Source organism: Kitasatospora purpeofusca, assembly GCF_042691725.1.
In the GTDB taxonomy this organism is placed as follows: domain Bacteria; phylum Actinomycetota; class Actinomycetes; order Streptomycetales; family Streptomycetaceae; genus Kitasatospora; species Kitasatospora purpeofusca_B.
Map to the genome: position 1 here is coordinate 1,506,736 of NZ_CP170483.1, position 15,005 is coordinate 1,521,740.

Here is a 15,005-nt window from a genome sequence, read left to right on the forward strand (position 1 = left end):
CCTCAGGACTCGTAGTGGACGAGGCGCTTCTGCGCCTGGAACTGGACCGCCGTGACGACCAGGGTCAGCAGCAGCAGGAGCAGCGCGGCGGCGCTGGACAGGCCGAAGTGGAACTCCCGGAAACCCTGCTGGTAGACCTTGTAGACGATGGTCTGGGCGCCCTCGTTGTGGTCCGGGTTCACCAGCACGTAGACGAGGTCGAAGGCCTGGAACGAGCTGATCACCGACACCACCACGGTGAAGAAGACGGTGGGCGACAGCAGCGGCAGGGTGACCGAGCGCAGGGTCTGCCACGGCCCGGCGCCGTCGATCCGGGCGGCCTCCAGCAGGTTGACCGGGACGGTGGCCAGGCCGGCCAGGAAGATCACGACGTTGAGCCCGAGGGAGGACCAGATCGTCACGACCGCCACGGCGACCACCACCCAGTCCGGGTCCGCCAGCCAGTCGGGCAGGGTGACGCCGAACAGGTCGTGGACGGTGCCGTTGAGGATGCCGTCGGCGCCGCCGCCGAGGATCATCTGCCAGATCACCGAGACCGCGACCGAGCTGGTGACCACGGGCAGGAAGTAGACCACCCGGTAGGCGGTGCGCCCGCGCACGCCGTGCAGGGCGAGCGCGATCAGCAGGGCGAGGACCAGGCCGCCGGGCACGGTGATCAGGCCGATCTTGAGGGTGTTCCACACCGCGCGGCCGAACTCGGGGTCGGTCAGCTGGGTGCGGAAGTTGTCCAGGCCGACCCAGGTGGCGTCGCCTAGGCCGTCCCAGCGCAGGAAGGACAGGACCACGGCGAAGCCGAGCGGGCCGACCAGGAAGACCAGCAGCCCGAGCAGTTGGGGGGCGAGGAAGACCAGCGCCCAGCGGCGGTCGCGGCGGCGCCAGAGCGGCTCGCGGCCGCCGCGCGCGGCGGGGGCGGCGGGGGCGGGCCCGGCGGCGGAGCGCTTGCGCCGCCGGGCCGCCGCCTGGGTGACGGCGCTCACCCCTGCTTCCCCTTCATGCCGTCGACCAGGCTCTGGAGCTGGGTCATGCCCTCGTCGAAGCCGACCTTGCCCTCCCAGATCTTCATCAGCTGGTCGTTGATCGCCTTGGTCAGGCCGGGGACGGCGACCTCGTCGGGGTAGTTGGCGAAGCCGCGGTCGCGCACGTCCAGGAAGGTCCTGGCGTGCGGCGGGTAGGCGCCGTCGGTCACCACGTTCTCGGCGCCGCGCACGGACGGGACGCCGCTGCCGCCCTTGAGCCGCAGCTGCTGGCCCTCCTTGCCGACGAACTCGGTCAGGAAGGTGAAGGCCTCCTTCTGGTGCTTGCCGTCCTTGTTGATGGCCAGGTAGGAGGCGGCGACGGCGCCCGGGATCGGCTGCCCGGACTCGGAGGGGAACGGCACGATGTCGTAGCCGGTGCGGTCGCCGCCCTTGTCGATGCCCTCGATCACCCAGCGGCCGCCGGCGTAGAAGCCGGCCTTGTGCTTGATGAACTGGGTGGCCGCGCCGTTGCCCTCGGGCAGCAGGTCGGCGGAGGCGAAGGTCTTGGCCCGGTAGCCGTCGGCGAGGGCCTTGAGCGCCTGGCGGGTCTTCGGGTCGGTGGTCGCGACGAACTTCCCGCCGTCCCAGACCTTGCCGCCGAAGCCGTTGACCATGCTGTAGTTGGCGCCGTACCAGTTCCAGAAGATCGTGCCGGTCTTGTCCGCGGCCTTGAGCTTGGCGTTCATCTCCTGGAACTTGGCCATGGTCCACTGGCCGGCCTCGTTGAGCGCGGCCGGGTCCTCGGTGATACCGGCGGCGGCCAGTACCTTCTGGTCGAACCAGAGCACCTCGGGGTTGGTGTCGTTGGGGACGCCGTAGGTGACGCCGTCCTTCTTGGCGCCGCCGTAGATGCCCTCGAAGAAGTCGGCGGGCCTGCTGCGGCTGTCCGGTCCGGCCAACTGGGCGTCCAGCGGGGCGAGCACGCCGTCGGCGACCAGCTTGCCGATGTAGTCGTCGCCGACGTAGAAGACGTCGGGGGCGGTGCCGGAGGTGAGCTGGGTGAGCAGCTTGGGCTGGTAGTCCTCGTAGGAGGCGACCTGCTCCAGCTTGAGGGTGATGTTCGGGTGCTTCTTGGCGAACTCGTCGGTGAAGGCCTTGAAGACCGCCGTGTCCTCGGCCGAGCCCCAGGTCGACCAGCGCAGGGTGACCTTGCCGCCGTCGGCCTCGGAGCCGCCGGCGCCGCCCGCGCCGTTGGTGCCGCTGCACGCGCAGACGGTGGTGGCCAGCGCGAGCGCGGCGGCGGCCAGGGCTGTTCTTCTCGTGAAAGCGGACAACGGGTGCCTCCTGGGCCTTCGTGAGGGGATGGGGGTGTGAGCGTCGGACCTGCGGGGGTCAGGCGAGGCCGCCGCCGTCGACGACGAGGGCGGAGCCGGTCATGTAGCTGCTGGCGTCGCCGGCCAGGAACAGCACGGCGGCGGCGATCTCCTCCGGCGAGCCGGCCCGGCCCATCGGCCGGTCGGCGGCGTCCTTCTCGAAGGCCGCCCACTCCTCCTGGAGCTGGCGCGCCTCGTCGCGGAGCATCGGCGTCACGGTGTCGCCCGGGTTGACCGAGTTGACCCGGATCCCGGCGGCGGCGTGGTCGATCGCCAGGGCGCGCGTCATGTTGACGACCGCGGCCTTGGAGGCGCAGTAGGAGAGCGCGTTGGCGCCGCCCTTCAGCCCCCAGCCGGAGCCGGTGTTGATGATCGACCCGCCCTCCGTCATCGCCGGGACGGCGAAGCGGCACATCAGGTAGACCGAGCGCACGTTGACGGCCATCACCCGGTCCCATTCGTCGGCGGAGATCTCCAGCGCCGTCCGGCGGAGGATGATCCCGGCGTTGTTGAACAGGACGTGCAGGGCGCCGTAGGTCTCGACGGCGATGGTGACGATCCGTTCGCAGTCGGTCTCGGAGGAGACGTCGGCGCGCACCGCGACCGCCCGCCCTCCCGCCGCCTCGATCTCGCGGACCACCTCGCCGGCGTCCGCGAGGTCGGCCACGACCACGGCGGCGCCCTCGGCGGCGAACAGCCGGGCGGTGGCCCGGCCGATGCCGGAGGCGCCGCCGGTCACGACGGCGACCTTGTTGCGCAGGGTGGTGCCGGAGGTGGTTCCGGTGGGGTTGTTCATAGGAGCTCCTCACTCGCCGACTGGATGCGGTACAGCACGGATTCGCGGTGGCCGGTGACCACCCGGACGTGGCCGGCGAGCGCGGCGTCGGCCAGCGGGTCGCCGCTGTCCACCAGCAGCGGACGCCCGCCGAGCGCGGCGAGCTTCTGCGGGGTGGCGAGCACGACGATCTCGGCGAGCGCGTCCAGCACCCGGGGGCTGAACTGCTGGTTGCCGCGCCCGACCACGAAGCCCTGCCCGCCGATCACCGACAACACGCCATGCGTCACCTGTGACATGGCAAGGGTGAGCAGCTGCCGCTCCGTGACATCACGGCCGAGCACGGCGCCGTCCCGCACGACGTCCACGCCCAGCGGCGTCAGTTCCAGGCCGAGCGCCCGCCCGACGGCGAGCGTGGTGGCGCCGGGCCCGAGCGCGTACGCGGTGCCCGGCCGCATGGCCGCCACCACCGCCCGGGCGATGGACTCCGCCGAGCCCGGCGCCGCCGCCGAGGAGCCGGTCTTGCGCCCGCTCAGCCGGGCCCGCCCGGCCGGCACCCGCAGCGTCCCGTACAGCCGGGCGCCGAGACCGCCCGCGCGGTGGGCCTCCTCGTCGAGGTCGACGACCTCCGCCTCGGCGGTCCGCCCGTCGAAGACGGCGGCGGCCGCGCCCGCCGCGGCCGGGCTCACCGCGAAGCAGCCCGAGTAGACCTTCACCCCGGCCGGCACGCCGAGCACCGGCGGGCGCGGCCCGGCGTCCAGGACGTCGCGCGCCGTCCCGTCGCCGCCCGCGAACAGCAGCAGGTCCACCGTCCCGAGCGCCGCCACCGCCGCCCGGGTGTCGGCCGCCTCCGTGTGCGACGCGGCCGGCCGGTGGGCGAGTTCGTACCGGACGCCCGCCGCGAGCGCGCTGTCCTCCCCCATCGGCCCGGCCACCGTGCGGACCACGGCCTCCGGGCGGCGGGCGTGCAGGGCGCGCAGCGCGGCGGCGGCGCGGGCCCGGGCCCGGGGGACGGCGCCCAGTTCGAGCGCCCGGGCCTGGACGTCCAGCCCGTCGCTGCCCTTGAGGGCGACCGCCCCGCCGAGGCCCGCGACCGGGTTCACGATCAGGCCGACGATCATCCCGGCCGCTTCGCGCCGTGCTTGCGCAGGTAGGCGCGCCAGCTGGGCGACCACTGGGCCGGGTCGTCCAGCGCCGTCGGGTCGATCCGGTGCACGGTCTGCCGGTAGGGCGCGCCCCGCACGAACTCCGGGTCCTTGCGGGCCTCGTCGGCGACGTGGGCGAGGATCGCCGCGTACTCGTCGAGGTCCTCCCGGGAGTAGGACTCGGTCGGCTCCAGGGTGAACGGCTCGGGCACCACGTACGGGTGATGGCTGGTCCAGTAGTGCACGCCGAAGTCCGCCGCCCGGATGCCGATCTCCTCCGAGTGCACGCCGGTCTCCTCGGCGAGCCGCTGCCAGGAGTAGCGGACCTGCTCGACCCGGCGGCGCCGCGCCCACGGCACCGAGGCGCCGGGGATCCGCGCGACCTTGGCCAGCAGGTAGTTGTTGTTGAGCACGGCCGTCTCGGCGACCTCGCGCAGGCCCCGCGCACCGAGCGCCATCACCCAGGCGTAGGCGCGCACCACATTGGGCGTCACCCCGAGGAAGGGCCGGATCTTGCCGACCGAGCGCTCCGGGACGGTGAGCGTGAAGGAGTCGCCGGCGCGGTCGACGACCGGCCCGGGCAGGAACGGCACCAGCGCCTCGGAGACGCCGCACGCCCCGGCCGCCGGACCGCCGCAGGCGTGCGGGGTGGAGAAGGTCTTGTGCAGGTTGAAGTGGCACAGGTCGAAGCCGGCGTCCCGGGCCCGGGTGATGCCGAGGATGCCGTTGGCGTTGGCCTGGTCGTAGCAGGCCAGGCCGCCCGCCGTGTGCACCAGCTCGACGAACTCGCGGATCCGCGGGTTGAAGATCCCGGTGTCCTCCGGGTTGGTGATCATCAGGGCGGCGGTGCGCGGGCCGACGGCCGCGCGCAGCGCCTCGATGTCGGGATTGCCCTCGGCGTCCGGCATGAGGGTGATCACCTCGTACCCGGCGACCTTGGCGCAGGCCGCGTTCGAGGGGTGCGAGAACATCGTGGTGATCACCTGGTCGCGCTGCTCCCCCTCGCCGCGGGCGGCGTGGTAGGCGCGGATCATCGCGATGTTGGCGTAGATCGCGGCCGAGCCGGCGCCGGGCTGCAGCGAGACCCGGGCCATGCCGGAGATCTCCCTGAGGATCTGCTCCAGCCGCCAGTAGATCTCCAGCACGCCCTGCACGGTGTCCTCGGGCTGCAGCGGGTGCAGGGCGGCGACGCGCGGGTCCCGGGCGAAGGAGTCGTTGACCTTGGGGCTGTACTTCATGGTGCAGGTGCCCTGGCCGACGTCGATGGTGAAGTCGGCGCCGAGGGTCTCCTGGGAGAGCCGCAGGTAGTGCCGGACCACCTGGTTCTGGGAGAGCTCGGGCAGCGCGGGCGGGGTGCGCCGGGCGACGCCCTCGGGCAGCTCGACCAGGGGCGCCTCCGGGGCGGGCACGCCCACGCCGCGCCGGCCGGGCCGGGACAGCTCGAAGACGATCTCCTCGTCCCAGCGGGCCTGGTGGAAGCGGCGCAGGCCGGGCTTGGGCGCCACCGGCAGGGTCGCGAACGGTTCGGGGGCTTCGTGCGCACTCACGTGGCGGCTCCAGGGGCGGCGGGGGCGTCGGGGGCGGCGGGGGCGGCGGGGGCGGGGGCGGGGGCGGCTGCGGCGAGGGCCGTGAGGGCGTCCCGCACGGCCGCCGCGAGGGTGTCGATGTCGGCGACGGAGTGCTGTTCGGTGACGCAGACCAGCACCTCCCGGGGTCCGAGCCGCACCCCGCCGAGGATGCCGCGGCCGCGCAGCGCGGCGAGCAGCGCGTCGGCGTCCGGCACCTCGACGGCGAACTCCCGGAAGTGCACGGACTCCTGGTGGCGCACCACGGCCCCGGCGGCGGCCAGCGCGCGCATCGCGTAGCGGGTCCGGGCGAGGATCGTCTCGCCCAGCTCGCGCATGCCCTGCGGGCCCATCAGCGCGAGGTAGACGCCGGCCGTGATGCCCCACAGGGCGGCCGCGGTGCCCACCCACTCCTTGCCCTCCTCGCGCAGCGCGAAGGAGGTGCGGTCGTAGAAGACGTCGCCGAAGCCGTACTCGCCGGGGACCTCGGTCGGGGCGATGCCGAACAGCCGGGACGGGAACTCGGCGACCAGCCGCTCGTCGTCGTGGCTCGCGATGAACCCGGCCTGCCCGCCGCCGTACTGGGGGTGCATGCCGAGCGACTGGATGTCCCCGCAGACCAGGTCGGCGCCCCAGGAGGCGGGCGGGGCGAGCACGCCGAGCGAGATCGGGTCGGTGCCGACCACCAGCAGGGCGCCCACGCCGTGCGCCAGTTCGGCGAGTTCACGGCCGCGGGTCTCGACGACCCCGTGCACCGTGGGCGTCTCCAGGTAGAGGGCGGCGAAGGTGTCGTCCAGGCGGACCTCGCCCAGCTCGCCGGAGTCGGCCACCGGGGCGAGCAGCACCTCGACGTCCGGGGCGAGGTAGTCGCGGATCTTGGCCAGCTTGTCGGCCGCCGTCGCCCCGCTGACCATCACCCTGGCCCGGCCGGTGCGGCGGGCGGCCATCCGCAGCGCCGTGCCGGCGGCCTGGTAGCCGTCGTAGGTGGGCACATTGACGACGTCCATCTCCAGCAGCTCGGCCATCATCGAGACGTACTCGAAGAGCGCCTGGAAGCGGCCGTGGTCCGCGTAGGGCTCGCCCGCGTAGGCGGTGAGGAACTCGCCGCGGCCGTTGACCTCGTCGCAGACCGCCGGGACGTAGTGCGGGTAGCAGCCGTGGCCGAGGAAGCTCAGCAGCGCGGCCGGGTCGGTGTTGCGGGCCAGCAGGCCGCGCAGGTGCCGGGTCAGGCCCTGCTCGTCGGCGAACGGCTCGGGCAGGTCGAGCGGGCGGTCGAGGCGCAGGTCGGCGGGGATGTCGCGGTAGAACTCCGCGACGTCGGGGGCGCCGATCTCGGCGAGCATCGCCGCCCGTGTCTCGGGCCCCGCGTTGGGGATGTAGGGGTGGGTCACGCACGCTCCTCGGGAGTCGGTCGGGGCTTGAGGACCACGGCGTCGCGCGGTGCGACGGTCACGGGGCCGCCGGGCAGCGGACGGCCGGTCAGCAGGTCGGTGAAGCGGTCGTCCTCGGGCAGGGGCACCGTGGCGGGCGCCGTGCCGTGGTTGAGCAGGAAGAGGTAGGGGCCGCGCCGGCAGGCCTCGACGCCGACGGGCAGGCCGGGACCGGTGACGCCGGTGATCCCGGCGGCGGCCAGCAGCTCGTCCAGGAAGGGGGCCGGGTCCTCGGGCAGGCAGCTCAGGTAGGTGGCGGCGGCGCGCCGGGTGACGGCCGGGCGGCCGTCCAGCGGGCCGCCCCGGTAGCGGGCCAGCACCTCGACGGCGTCGGAGGTGTCCAGCCACTCGGTCCAGGTGCGGGCGAGCAGCACGGTCCCGTCCGCCGTGACGACCTCCTGGGTGACGCCGTCCGGCAGCGGGCGCCACTCCTCGACGCCCACCCCGAGCAGCTCGCGCAGCGGGCCGGGCGCGCCGCCGTCGTGCACCTGGTCGGCCGCGTCGACCACGCCGCTGAACGGGCCGACCACCAGCTGCCCGGGGAAGGCGGCCAGCGCGGCCGCGTGCCCGGCCGTGCACAGGTAGAGGTTGGGGGCGATCACCAGCCGGTAGCCGGAGAGGTCGCGGCCCGGCGGGGCGAGGTCCACGGCGACGCCCCGGGCGTGCAGCGGCGCGTACCAGGAGAGCAGCAGCTCGTGCAGCCGCAGCCGGTCGGTGGGCATCGACTCGGGGGCCTCAAGACCCCACCAGCTGTCCCAGTCGAGCAGCAGCGCGACCTCGGCCCGGGTGGTGCTGCCGGCCACCTCGGCCAGCCGCCGGACGTCCGCGCCGAGCGCGAGCGTCTCGCGCCACCGGCGGGTCCCGGTGCCGCCGTGCGGGAGCATCGCCGAGTGGAACTTCTCCGGGCCGTACCTGGCCTGGCGCCACTGGAAGAACATCACGCCGTCCGAGCCGTGGGCGAGGGCCTGGAGGCTGTCCAGCCGCATCACGCCCGGGTCCTTGGGGAGGTTGACCGCGCGCCAGCTGACCGCGCTCGGCGCGGACTCCAGGAGCAGCCAGGGCTGCCGCTTCAGCGAGCGCATCAGGTCGTAGCTGAGCGCGGCCTTCACCGGTGCCCGCGGGTCGGCCGGGTCCGGGTAGGCGTCGTCGGTGACGACGTCCTCGCCCTCGGCCCACGTCCAGTAGTCGAGGTCGCGCAGCACGCTCATGAAGTTGGTGGTCACCGGGACGTCCGGGGTGACCTCCTTGAGGGCGGCGCGCTCGGCCTCGAAGCAGGCGAGCAGCGCGTCGCTGGAGAACCGCCGCCAGTCCAGCAGCTGGGCCGGGTTGACCGGCCCGGGGGCCTTGCGGGGCGGTTCGACCTGCGTCCAGTCGGTGTAGTGCTGGCCCCAGCAGGACGTCCCCCAGGCGGCGTTGAGGCCGTCGAGCGAGCGGTGGCGGGCCTGGAGCCAGCGGCGGAAGTCGCGGGCGGACTCCTCGCAGAAGCACTCGGCGGTGTGGTCGGCGTACTCGTTGCTCACGTGCCACATCGCCAGCGCCGGGTGCTCGCGGTAGCGCTCGGCCATCGCCCGGGCCAGCCGGACGGTGGCGGCGCGGAACACCGGGGAGGACGGGCAGTAGCCCTGGCGCGAGCCGAACTCCAGCCGGGTGCCGGCGGCGTCGACGGGCCGGACCTCCGGGTGGGCGCGGACCAGCCAGGGCGGCGGGGTCGCGGTCGCGGTGGCGAGGTCGACGGCGATGCCGTGCGCGTGGAGCAGGTCGAGCACGCGGTCGAGCCAGCCGAACTCGTACCTGCCGGGCCCGGGTTCGAGCCGGGACCAGGAGAACACCGCGACCGTGACCAGGTTGACGCCGGCCTCGGCCATCAGCCGGACGTCCTCCTGCCACACCTCCTCGGGCCACTGCTCGGGGTTGTAGTCACCGCCGAACAGCAGACCCGGTACCCGTGTCAGGCCCATGCTGCGCCTCCCCCGGGGTCGAGGAAACCCCGTTCCGCCTCGTTTCGCATTTTGTATTCAAAATGCATAGTGCAGTACACTGGGGCGGGTCAAGAGGTGTGCTTCACTCCGGAAGTCAGGGGGACGCGATGGCGATCGAGCGCCGTCCGCTGCGCGAGCAGATCCGCGACGAGCTGATGGACCGGCTCACCCGCGGCGAGTTCGCGGCGGGAACCGATGTCAACGAGGCCGTGCTGGCCGCCGAACTCGGCGTCAGCCGCACCCCGCTGCGCGAGGCGCTGATCGCGCTCGCGGGCGAGGGCGTACTGGAGAGCAGCCAGGGCCGCGGCTTCCGCTTCGCGCCCGTCAGCCGCAAGGAGTTCCGCGAGCTGGTCGCCATCGTCGCGGCCCTGGAGGCGCTGGCGCTGGAGTCCTCCGACCCCGGGCACCTGCGGACCATCGCCCCCCGGCTGCTGGACCTCGCCCAGGGCTTCCCCGACCAGGTGGCCGCGCACGCCACGGTCGACCGGCGCGACGACGAGTGGCACGGCCTGCTGCTCAGCGGCTGCGCCAACGAGCGGCTGCTGGACCTGCTCACCCGGGTCAAGGCCGGGATGCGGCGCTACGAGAACCTGATCGTCGCCGAGGACGAACCGGTGGCCCGCGAGTCGGAGGAGCACTGCGAGATCGCCCGCCGGCTCCTGGAGGACGACCTGCCGGGCGCCATCACGGCGCTGCGGGCCAACTGGGTCGGCGGCATGGAGCGGATGCTCGCGCACCTGCCGGCGGACTGAGCCCGCACCGCGCGGCCGAGCCCGCCGCCCGGGGTGCGGGCGGCGGGCCGCGGTTCGGGCCGCGGTGTCCGGGTGTCAGGACCGCGGGACGTGCAGGCGGGCCCAGGGAGGAGGCGCCGGGCCAGCCGTCCACATCGGCGCCCGCGTAGCCGAGCTTGCGCTGCCAGCGGGCGTAGCTCCGGCGGTCGGCCTCGCTCCACTGCGGGCCCGGGCCCTGCCGGTAGGCGCCGCAGCCCTCCTCCAGCAGGCGGCGGCCCATCGCGGTGATCAGCGGGCTGCGGGGGCCGGTGCGGAACCACTCCGCCCCCGGGAACGGCGCCCAGCCGCCGTCCGCCGGCCCGGAGCCCGCGCCCGGCTCCAGCGCGCCGGAGGTGACCAGCTGGTAGAGCGGCGCCCCCGGGCAGTGCAGTCGGTGGCGTAGCCGTCCCGGTGGCCGCGGATCTCCCGGCCCGCGCCGTTGGCGCAGCGTGAGCGGCAGAGCGGGCGACGACAGCGCGGACGGCAGAGCCGATGGCAGAGCGGACGGCAGGACGGACGGCGGGGCGGGCAGAGTGGCGGGGGCCTGGGAGCCGTGCGCACTCGGGCCCCTGGAGGTCCGGTTCGACGGCGCGAGCCTGCCGATCGGCGGTACCCGGCAGCGGGCGGCGCCGGCCACCCTGCTGCTCTCCCCCGGCCGCCCGGTGCCGGTCGGGCCGCTGATCGACAACGTCTGGGGCGGGCGGGAGCCCGCGAGCGCGCTCAACACCCTGCAGAGCTACGTCTCCCGGCTGCGCACCGCCCTGGCCCGCCCGGGCGACACCGGCGGATCGGCGCCGCGCCTGCTCGGCGGCCCGTCCGGCTACCGGCTCGTCGTCCGGGACGAACAGCTCGACCACCGGCGCGCCGAACAGCTCCTCGACGCCGCCCGGGCCGTGCTCGCCGCCGACGAACCGGCCGCCGCCCGCGCCTCGGCCCGGGAGTCGCTGGCGCTCTGGCGGGGCCCGGCCCTGGGCGAGCTCCAGCGGCTGCCCGCGTTCCAGTGGGAGGCCGCCCGGCTGGACGAGGTCCGGCTCGGGGCCGAACAGCTGGTCGCCGAGGCGGACTTCGCGCTCGGCCGCACGGAGGAGGCGGTGGCCCGGCTTCGGCGACTGACCTCCGGCCAACCGCTGTGGGAGCAGCCGCAGGCCCTGCTGATGCGGGCGCTGTACCGCACCGGCCGGCAGGCGGAGGCGCTCGCGCTCTATCAGCGGACCCGCCGCCGGCTCGTCGACGAACTCGGCATCGAGCCCGGCGCGGAGCTCGCCGGCGTCCACCGTGCCGTCCTGCGCCAGGACCCGTTGCTGGGGCGGGTCTGAGACCCCGCGCCCGGCGGGCGGTCTGCCCGTTCGGGCAGTGTGGAACGGCACGGCGGGGACCGTGCGGGCGGCCCGCGTTGACACCCCAGTTGGTCTAGTCCACCGTAGTCGGAAGGCCGGGCCTCCACCCGACGGAGGCCTGGTGAACGCGCTTGTCAGCAGCGCGAATTCACCGCGCCCCGGGTCCGCGCCGCCCCGGCGGGCCCGGGACGCGGCGATGTGGGGGCGGTCCGGACCCGCCGCGGGCCGACGCCCCCTCGGGGCCCGGCGCAGCATACCCTCGGGACCCGACGACCACTCAGCTCACCCATCGGAGAAGCGGCATGAGAAGAATCTGCCTCGCCCCGCCCACCAACCGGGCGTGCGGCGGGATGATCACGGCCACCGGCGCGGAGGCCGGGTACGCCGCCGAGCGCTCCGACGTCGAGGCGCACCTGCTCGCGCCGCACTCCTCCGACCCGGCGGACCGCGCCGAACACGCCTTCCTTGCGGCCGAGTTGACGCCCGTCGAGCGCGTGGTCACGCACCACCCGGACAAGACGCGGCAGCGGGACTTCCTGAAGCCGCTGATCGACGCCCGGGCGCCACTGACGGCCGCCGCGCGGACCGAGGCGGTGCGCGGATGACGGCCGACACCGGCGCGGGCCCGCGCGTCACGGAGGCGGTCACCTTCCGCCGGCTCGCGGAGGACGACTGGGACACCGTGGTGGAGCTGGAGTCCGCCGCGTACGCCGCCGACGGCCTGTCGGAGGGGCGCGAGGCGCTGTACTCCCGGGGCCAGGCCTCGCCCGACACCTGCTACGTCGCCGAGCACGACGGCCGGGTCGTCGGCTACCTGCTGAGCCTGCCGTACCCGCTCTACCGCTGCCCGGACCTGAGCAGCCCCGAGGAGGCCGTCTTCGAGTCGACCAACCTCCATGTGCACGACCTCGTCATCACCGAGGAACTGCGCGGCCGGGACCTCGCCCTGCGGTTCATCCGGCACCTGCGGGAGGAGGCGCGTCAGCGGGGCTTCGAGCGGCTCTCGATGGTCGCGGTGCGCCGCACCGACATCCTGCTCGCCCTGCTCGGCTACCGCGCGCACCGCGAGGTGGCCGTCCCGGAGTGCTACGGCCCGCGCGCCGTCTACATGTCGATGCCGGTCGACCGGTAGTCACCGGTCCGCGCGGGGCCGGAGGCGCCCTGTTCGTACGCCTCGATGGTGCGCACGAACAGGGCGCGCTCCTCCGGCGCGAGCGGCTCGAAGGCGCGGCGCCAGGCGGCCGCGCCGTTGGCCAGCCAGCCCTCGATCGCCGCCCTGGTCTCGGGCTCCTCGGTGATGGTGACGATCGTGCGCCGCCGGTCCGCCGGGTCGACCCCGCGCTCCACCACCCCCTGCCGGGTGAGGTCGCTGACCATCAGGCTCACCGTCGTCGGGGCCACCTCCAGGCGCGCCGCCAACTGGTTCACCGGCATCGGCCCGTCGAACAGCAGGAACGAGAGCATCGACAGGTGACGGGGCGCCAGGTTCGCCGAACGGAGCCGCGCGGGCACCGGCGTGCGCTTCAGCCGCGCCGCCACCCTCGGCATGAAGAGCAGCATCGCGCGAACCGCCTCATCGGCGCTCAGACCGCCCTCGGGCCCTGTGGACATCCGCTCCGCCCCCCTCTCCTCGCCCACACCGTACCGGACCCGCCCCGCCGGCCCCGCGCCGAGGGCCGGTCACCGTCGCCGCTGGTCAGTGCGGCTAGGGGTGGGCGGTGATGTCGGGGACGGAGGTCGGCGCGGGCACCGCGTCGAAGCGGAACACCTGGCCGGACTCGGCCGGATCGCAGGCGAGTTGGACCACCGGGGTGCTCGCCGTCGTGGCGGCCCCGCCCGGTACCGTCAGACAGGAGCCGCTGTGCTGCGGCACGATCCGGAAGCCGCCGCCCGCGGCCGGCTCCAGGCGGAAGCGCTCCGAGGTGCCGCGCCCGCCGCAGTAGTCGTCCGCCGCCTGCGCGGCCGACCGGGTACTGCCCTTCTCCACTCCGAGACAGCCGTAGCCGAACACCGGGTGCAACGACCTCAGCCGGAACAGCCCGCCGTCCAGCGGCTCCAGGGAGTACACCGGGACGGCCGCGGCGCAGTCCGCCTGGTAGACGTGGCCCTTGCCCTCGTCCTCGCGTTCGGAGAAGCAGAGGCCCGAGGCGTCCGAGCGGATCCGGTAGGTGCCGGACGGCGGGGCGCCGGGGTCCGGGGCCGCCCGGTCCGCCGTCCCCTCGTCCGACGCCAGCAGGTAGGCGCCACCGCCCAGCAGGGCCGCCGCTGTGACGGTGGCGAGGGCGAGCAGCCACGGGTGGGACCGGCGCGCGGGCGAGGCCTGGTCCGGTGTCGGCGCCGGGGCCGGCGTCGGTGCCGGTGCCGGGTCTGCCGCGAGCCGGTGCCACGCCGCGAGCCAGGCGCCGGTGTCGGCGTCCTCCCCGCAGGCGCGCAGGAAGGCCAGCAGGACCTCCTGCCTCGGCAAGGTGTCGCGCCGCAGCAGATCGGCGGTCGTGCTGCGCGGCAGCACCTCGCCGCGCTCGGCCGCCCGCTCCTCCAACTGCCGGAAGGACAGCCCCGACCGCTCCTTCAGCCCGCGCAGCAGAGCGGCCAACTCCGCGGCGTCCCGGGCGTCCTGCGGCTTCGCCCCGCCCCGCCCGGGGTCCTTCCCGTGTGATCCGTCCCCGTTCTGGTCCCGCATGCGGCCGATCCTCCCCGAGCCGCGCCCGGCCCGGCAAGAGCACCGTCGGCCGGACGGCGAATCGCCGCGCACGCTGATGCGGCGGAGCGTAGTCTCGGCATCGACCGCGACCCACCCGACCCACGACGTTCTTCCGGTGATCCGATGAGCACTGTCAACGCCCATGAGACCGTCCTGGGCATCGAGTCCTTCGGTGCCGACGACGCACCACTCGTCCTGCTCGCGGGCGGGACGACCATGCTCTCCTGGCCCGACGCGCTGTGCGAGCGCCTCGCCGCCGGCGGACGCCGTGCGGTGCGCTACGACCTGCGCGACAGCGGGGAGTCGACGACGAAGGATCCGCAGGCGCCCGCTTACACCCTGCGCGGCCTCGCCGCCGACGCGGCGGCCCTCGTCGACGCGCTCGGCGGGAGGCCGGCGCACCTCGCGGGGATCGGCGTCGGCGGAATGGTCGCCCAGGTGGCCGTGCTCGACCACCCGGGCGCGTTCTCGGCACTCACCCTGGTCGGCACCCGCGCGGTTGCCCCTGGCCCACCCGACGACGACCTCCCCGACCACGACCGGGCGACGATGAGCCGGCTGTTCGCGCGCCCCCTGCCCGACTGGACCGACCGCGAGGCGGTCGCGGAGTTCGCCGCCTCCGGCGCGGAGATCCTCGGCGACGACCCCGCCGCCGCGCGCGCACTCGCCGCCCGCATCTGGGACCGCACCCCCGGCACCGCACCCCCGGTCCAGATGGCCAACCAGATGCGCCTGGTGTTCGCCCGGCTCGACTGCCAACCCCGCTGGCGCGAGCGCCTCCCCGAGATCGAGGTCCCCACACTCGTCGTCCACGGCCGCCACGACCGCTTCTTCCCCGTCGGCAACGGCGAGGCGCTCGCGCACGAGATCCCCGGCGCACGACTGCTCGTCCTCGACGACGCCGCCACCGCGATCCCCGACGCAGCGGTCGACGCGATCACCGAGGCAATGCTCACGCTCGGATAGCCCACAGC

The 15,005-nt window shown here is 74.6% G+C and carries 15 protein-coding genes; 5 read left to right on the top strand and 10 right to left on the bottom strand.

Going from position 1 to position 15,005, the window contains the following annotated elements:
- Positions 1-2 precede the first annotated feature (2 nt).
- From ACFCLZ_RS05835 to ACFCLZ_RS05865, 7 genes are read right to left on the bottom strand one after another with little or no spacing between them, the layout of a single operon-like run.
- A complete protein-coding gene (locus ACFCLZ_RS05835) occupies positions 3-977 on the bottom strand; it encodes a carbohydrate ABC transporter permease (protein WP_380283623.1) in 975 nt (324 codons plus the stop codon).
- On the bottom strand, positions 974-2,290 hold the full coding sequence (locus ACFCLZ_RS05840; RefSeq protein ID WP_380283624.1) for an ABC transporter substrate-binding protein: 1,317 nt from the start codon (positions 2,288-2,290) through the stop codon (positions 974-976). The genes ACFCLZ_RS05835 and ACFCLZ_RS05840 overlap by 4 nt, the downstream gene beginning before the upstream one ends.
- Positions 2,291-2,348: 58 nt before the next feature.
- Positions 2,349-3,125, bottom strand: coding sequence for an SDR family NAD(P)-dependent oxidoreductase (locus tag ACFCLZ_RS05845; protein WP_380283626.1), 777 nt, complete (start codon positions 3,123-3,125; stop codon positions 2,349-2,351).
- Complete coding sequence (locus tag ACFCLZ_RS05850; protein WP_380283628.1) at positions 3,122-4,225, bottom strand: ATP-NAD kinase family protein; 1,104 nt, start codon at positions 4,223-4,225, stop codon at positions 3,122-3,124. The genes ACFCLZ_RS05845 and ACFCLZ_RS05850 overlap by 4 nt, the downstream gene beginning before the upstream one ends.
- Positions 4,222-5,796 carry an aminomethyl-transferring glycine dehydrogenase subunit GcvPB gene (gcvPB, locus tag ACFCLZ_RS05855; protein ID WP_380283629.1) on the bottom strand — a complete coding sequence of 525 codons (1,575 nt, stop codon included), beginning with the start codon at positions 5,794-5,796 and terminating at the stop codon, positions 4,222-4,224. The genes ACFCLZ_RS05850 and gcvPB overlap by 4 nt, the downstream gene beginning before the upstream one ends.
- Positions 5,793-7,205 carry an aminomethyl-transferring glycine dehydrogenase subunit GcvPA gene (gene gcvPA / locus ACFCLZ_RS05860; RefSeq protein ID WP_380283630.1) on the bottom strand — a complete coding sequence of 471 codons (1,413 nt, stop codon included), beginning with the start codon at positions 7,203-7,205 and terminating at the stop codon, positions 5,793-5,795. The genes gcvPB and gcvPA overlap by 4 nt, the downstream gene beginning before the upstream one ends.
- A complete protein-coding gene (locus ACFCLZ_RS05865; RefSeq protein ID WP_380283631.1) occupies positions 7,202-9,202 on the bottom strand; it encodes a beta-galactosidase in 2,001 nt (666 codons plus the stop codon). The genes gcvPA and ACFCLZ_RS05865 overlap by 4 nt, the downstream gene beginning before the upstream one ends.
- A gap of 128 nt (positions 9,203-9,330) precedes the next feature.
- On the opposite strand from ACFCLZ_RS05865, the gene ACFCLZ_RS05870 reads away from it, so the two are divergent.
- Entirely contained in the window at positions 9,331-9,975 is a 645-nt protein-coding gene (locus ACFCLZ_RS05870; RefSeq protein WP_380283632.1) for a GntR family transcriptional regulator, read from the top strand.
- Here the strand turns inward: ACFCLZ_RS05870 and ACFCLZ_RS05875 are convergent.
- Entirely contained in the window at positions 9,908-10,234 is a 327-nt protein-coding gene (locus tag ACFCLZ_RS05875) for a peptidoglycan-binding protein (RefSeq protein ID WP_380283633.1), read from the bottom strand. The genes ACFCLZ_RS05870 and ACFCLZ_RS05875 overlap by 68 nt on opposite strands.
- 292 nt (positions 10,235-10,526) lie before the next feature.
- Here ACFCLZ_RS05875 and ACFCLZ_RS05880 point away from each other — a divergent pair, with 292 nt between their 5' ends.
- The 3 genes from ACFCLZ_RS05880 to ACFCLZ_RS05890 all read left to right on the top strand — a co-directional run bounded on the left by ACFCLZ_RS05880 (position 10,527) and on the right by ACFCLZ_RS05890 (position 12,462).
- Positions 10,527-11,309, top strand: coding sequence for a BTAD domain-containing putative transcriptional regulator (locus ACFCLZ_RS05880; RefSeq protein ID WP_380283635.1), 783 nt, complete (start codon positions 10,527-10,529; stop codon positions 11,307-11,309).
- Positions 11,310-11,632: 323 nt separating this feature from the next.
- On the top strand, positions 11,633-11,935 hold the full coding sequence (locus ACFCLZ_RS05885) for a DUF6271 family protein (protein WP_380283636.1): 303 nt from the start codon (positions 11,633-11,635) through the stop codon (positions 11,933-11,935).
- Positions 11,932-12,462: a GNAT family N-acetyltransferase gene (locus tag ACFCLZ_RS05890; protein ID WP_380283637.1), complete on the top strand. Its 531-nt coding sequence runs from the start codon at positions 11,932-11,934 to the stop codon at positions 12,460-12,462. The genes ACFCLZ_RS05885 and ACFCLZ_RS05890 overlap by 4 nt, the downstream gene beginning before the upstream one ends.
- Here the strand turns inward: ACFCLZ_RS05890 and ACFCLZ_RS05895 are convergent.
- Together ACFCLZ_RS05895 and ACFCLZ_RS05900 are read right to left on the bottom strand one after the other, a co-directional pair.
- Complete coding sequence (locus ACFCLZ_RS05895) at positions 12,435-12,941, bottom strand: MarR family winged helix-turn-helix transcriptional regulator (RefSeq protein WP_380283638.1); 507 nt, start codon at positions 12,939-12,941, stop codon at positions 12,435-12,437. The genes ACFCLZ_RS05890 and ACFCLZ_RS05895 overlap by 28 nt on opposite strands.
- Before the next feature lie 94 nt (positions 12,942-13,035).
- Positions 13,036-14,010 carry an RICIN domain-containing protein gene (locus tag ACFCLZ_RS05900; RefSeq protein WP_380283639.1) on the bottom strand — a complete coding sequence of 325 codons (975 nt, stop codon included), beginning with the start codon at positions 14,008-14,010 and terminating at the stop codon, positions 13,036-13,038.
- A gap of 144 nt (positions 14,011-14,154) precedes the next feature.
- Between ACFCLZ_RS05900 and ACFCLZ_RS05905 the strand changes: the two genes are divergently transcribed.
- Positions 14,155-14,997: an alpha/beta fold hydrolase gene (locus tag ACFCLZ_RS05905; RefSeq protein WP_380283640.1), complete on the top strand. Its 843-nt coding sequence runs from the start codon at positions 14,155-14,157 to the stop codon at positions 14,995-14,997.
- Positions 14,998-15,005 lie beyond the last annotated feature (8 nt).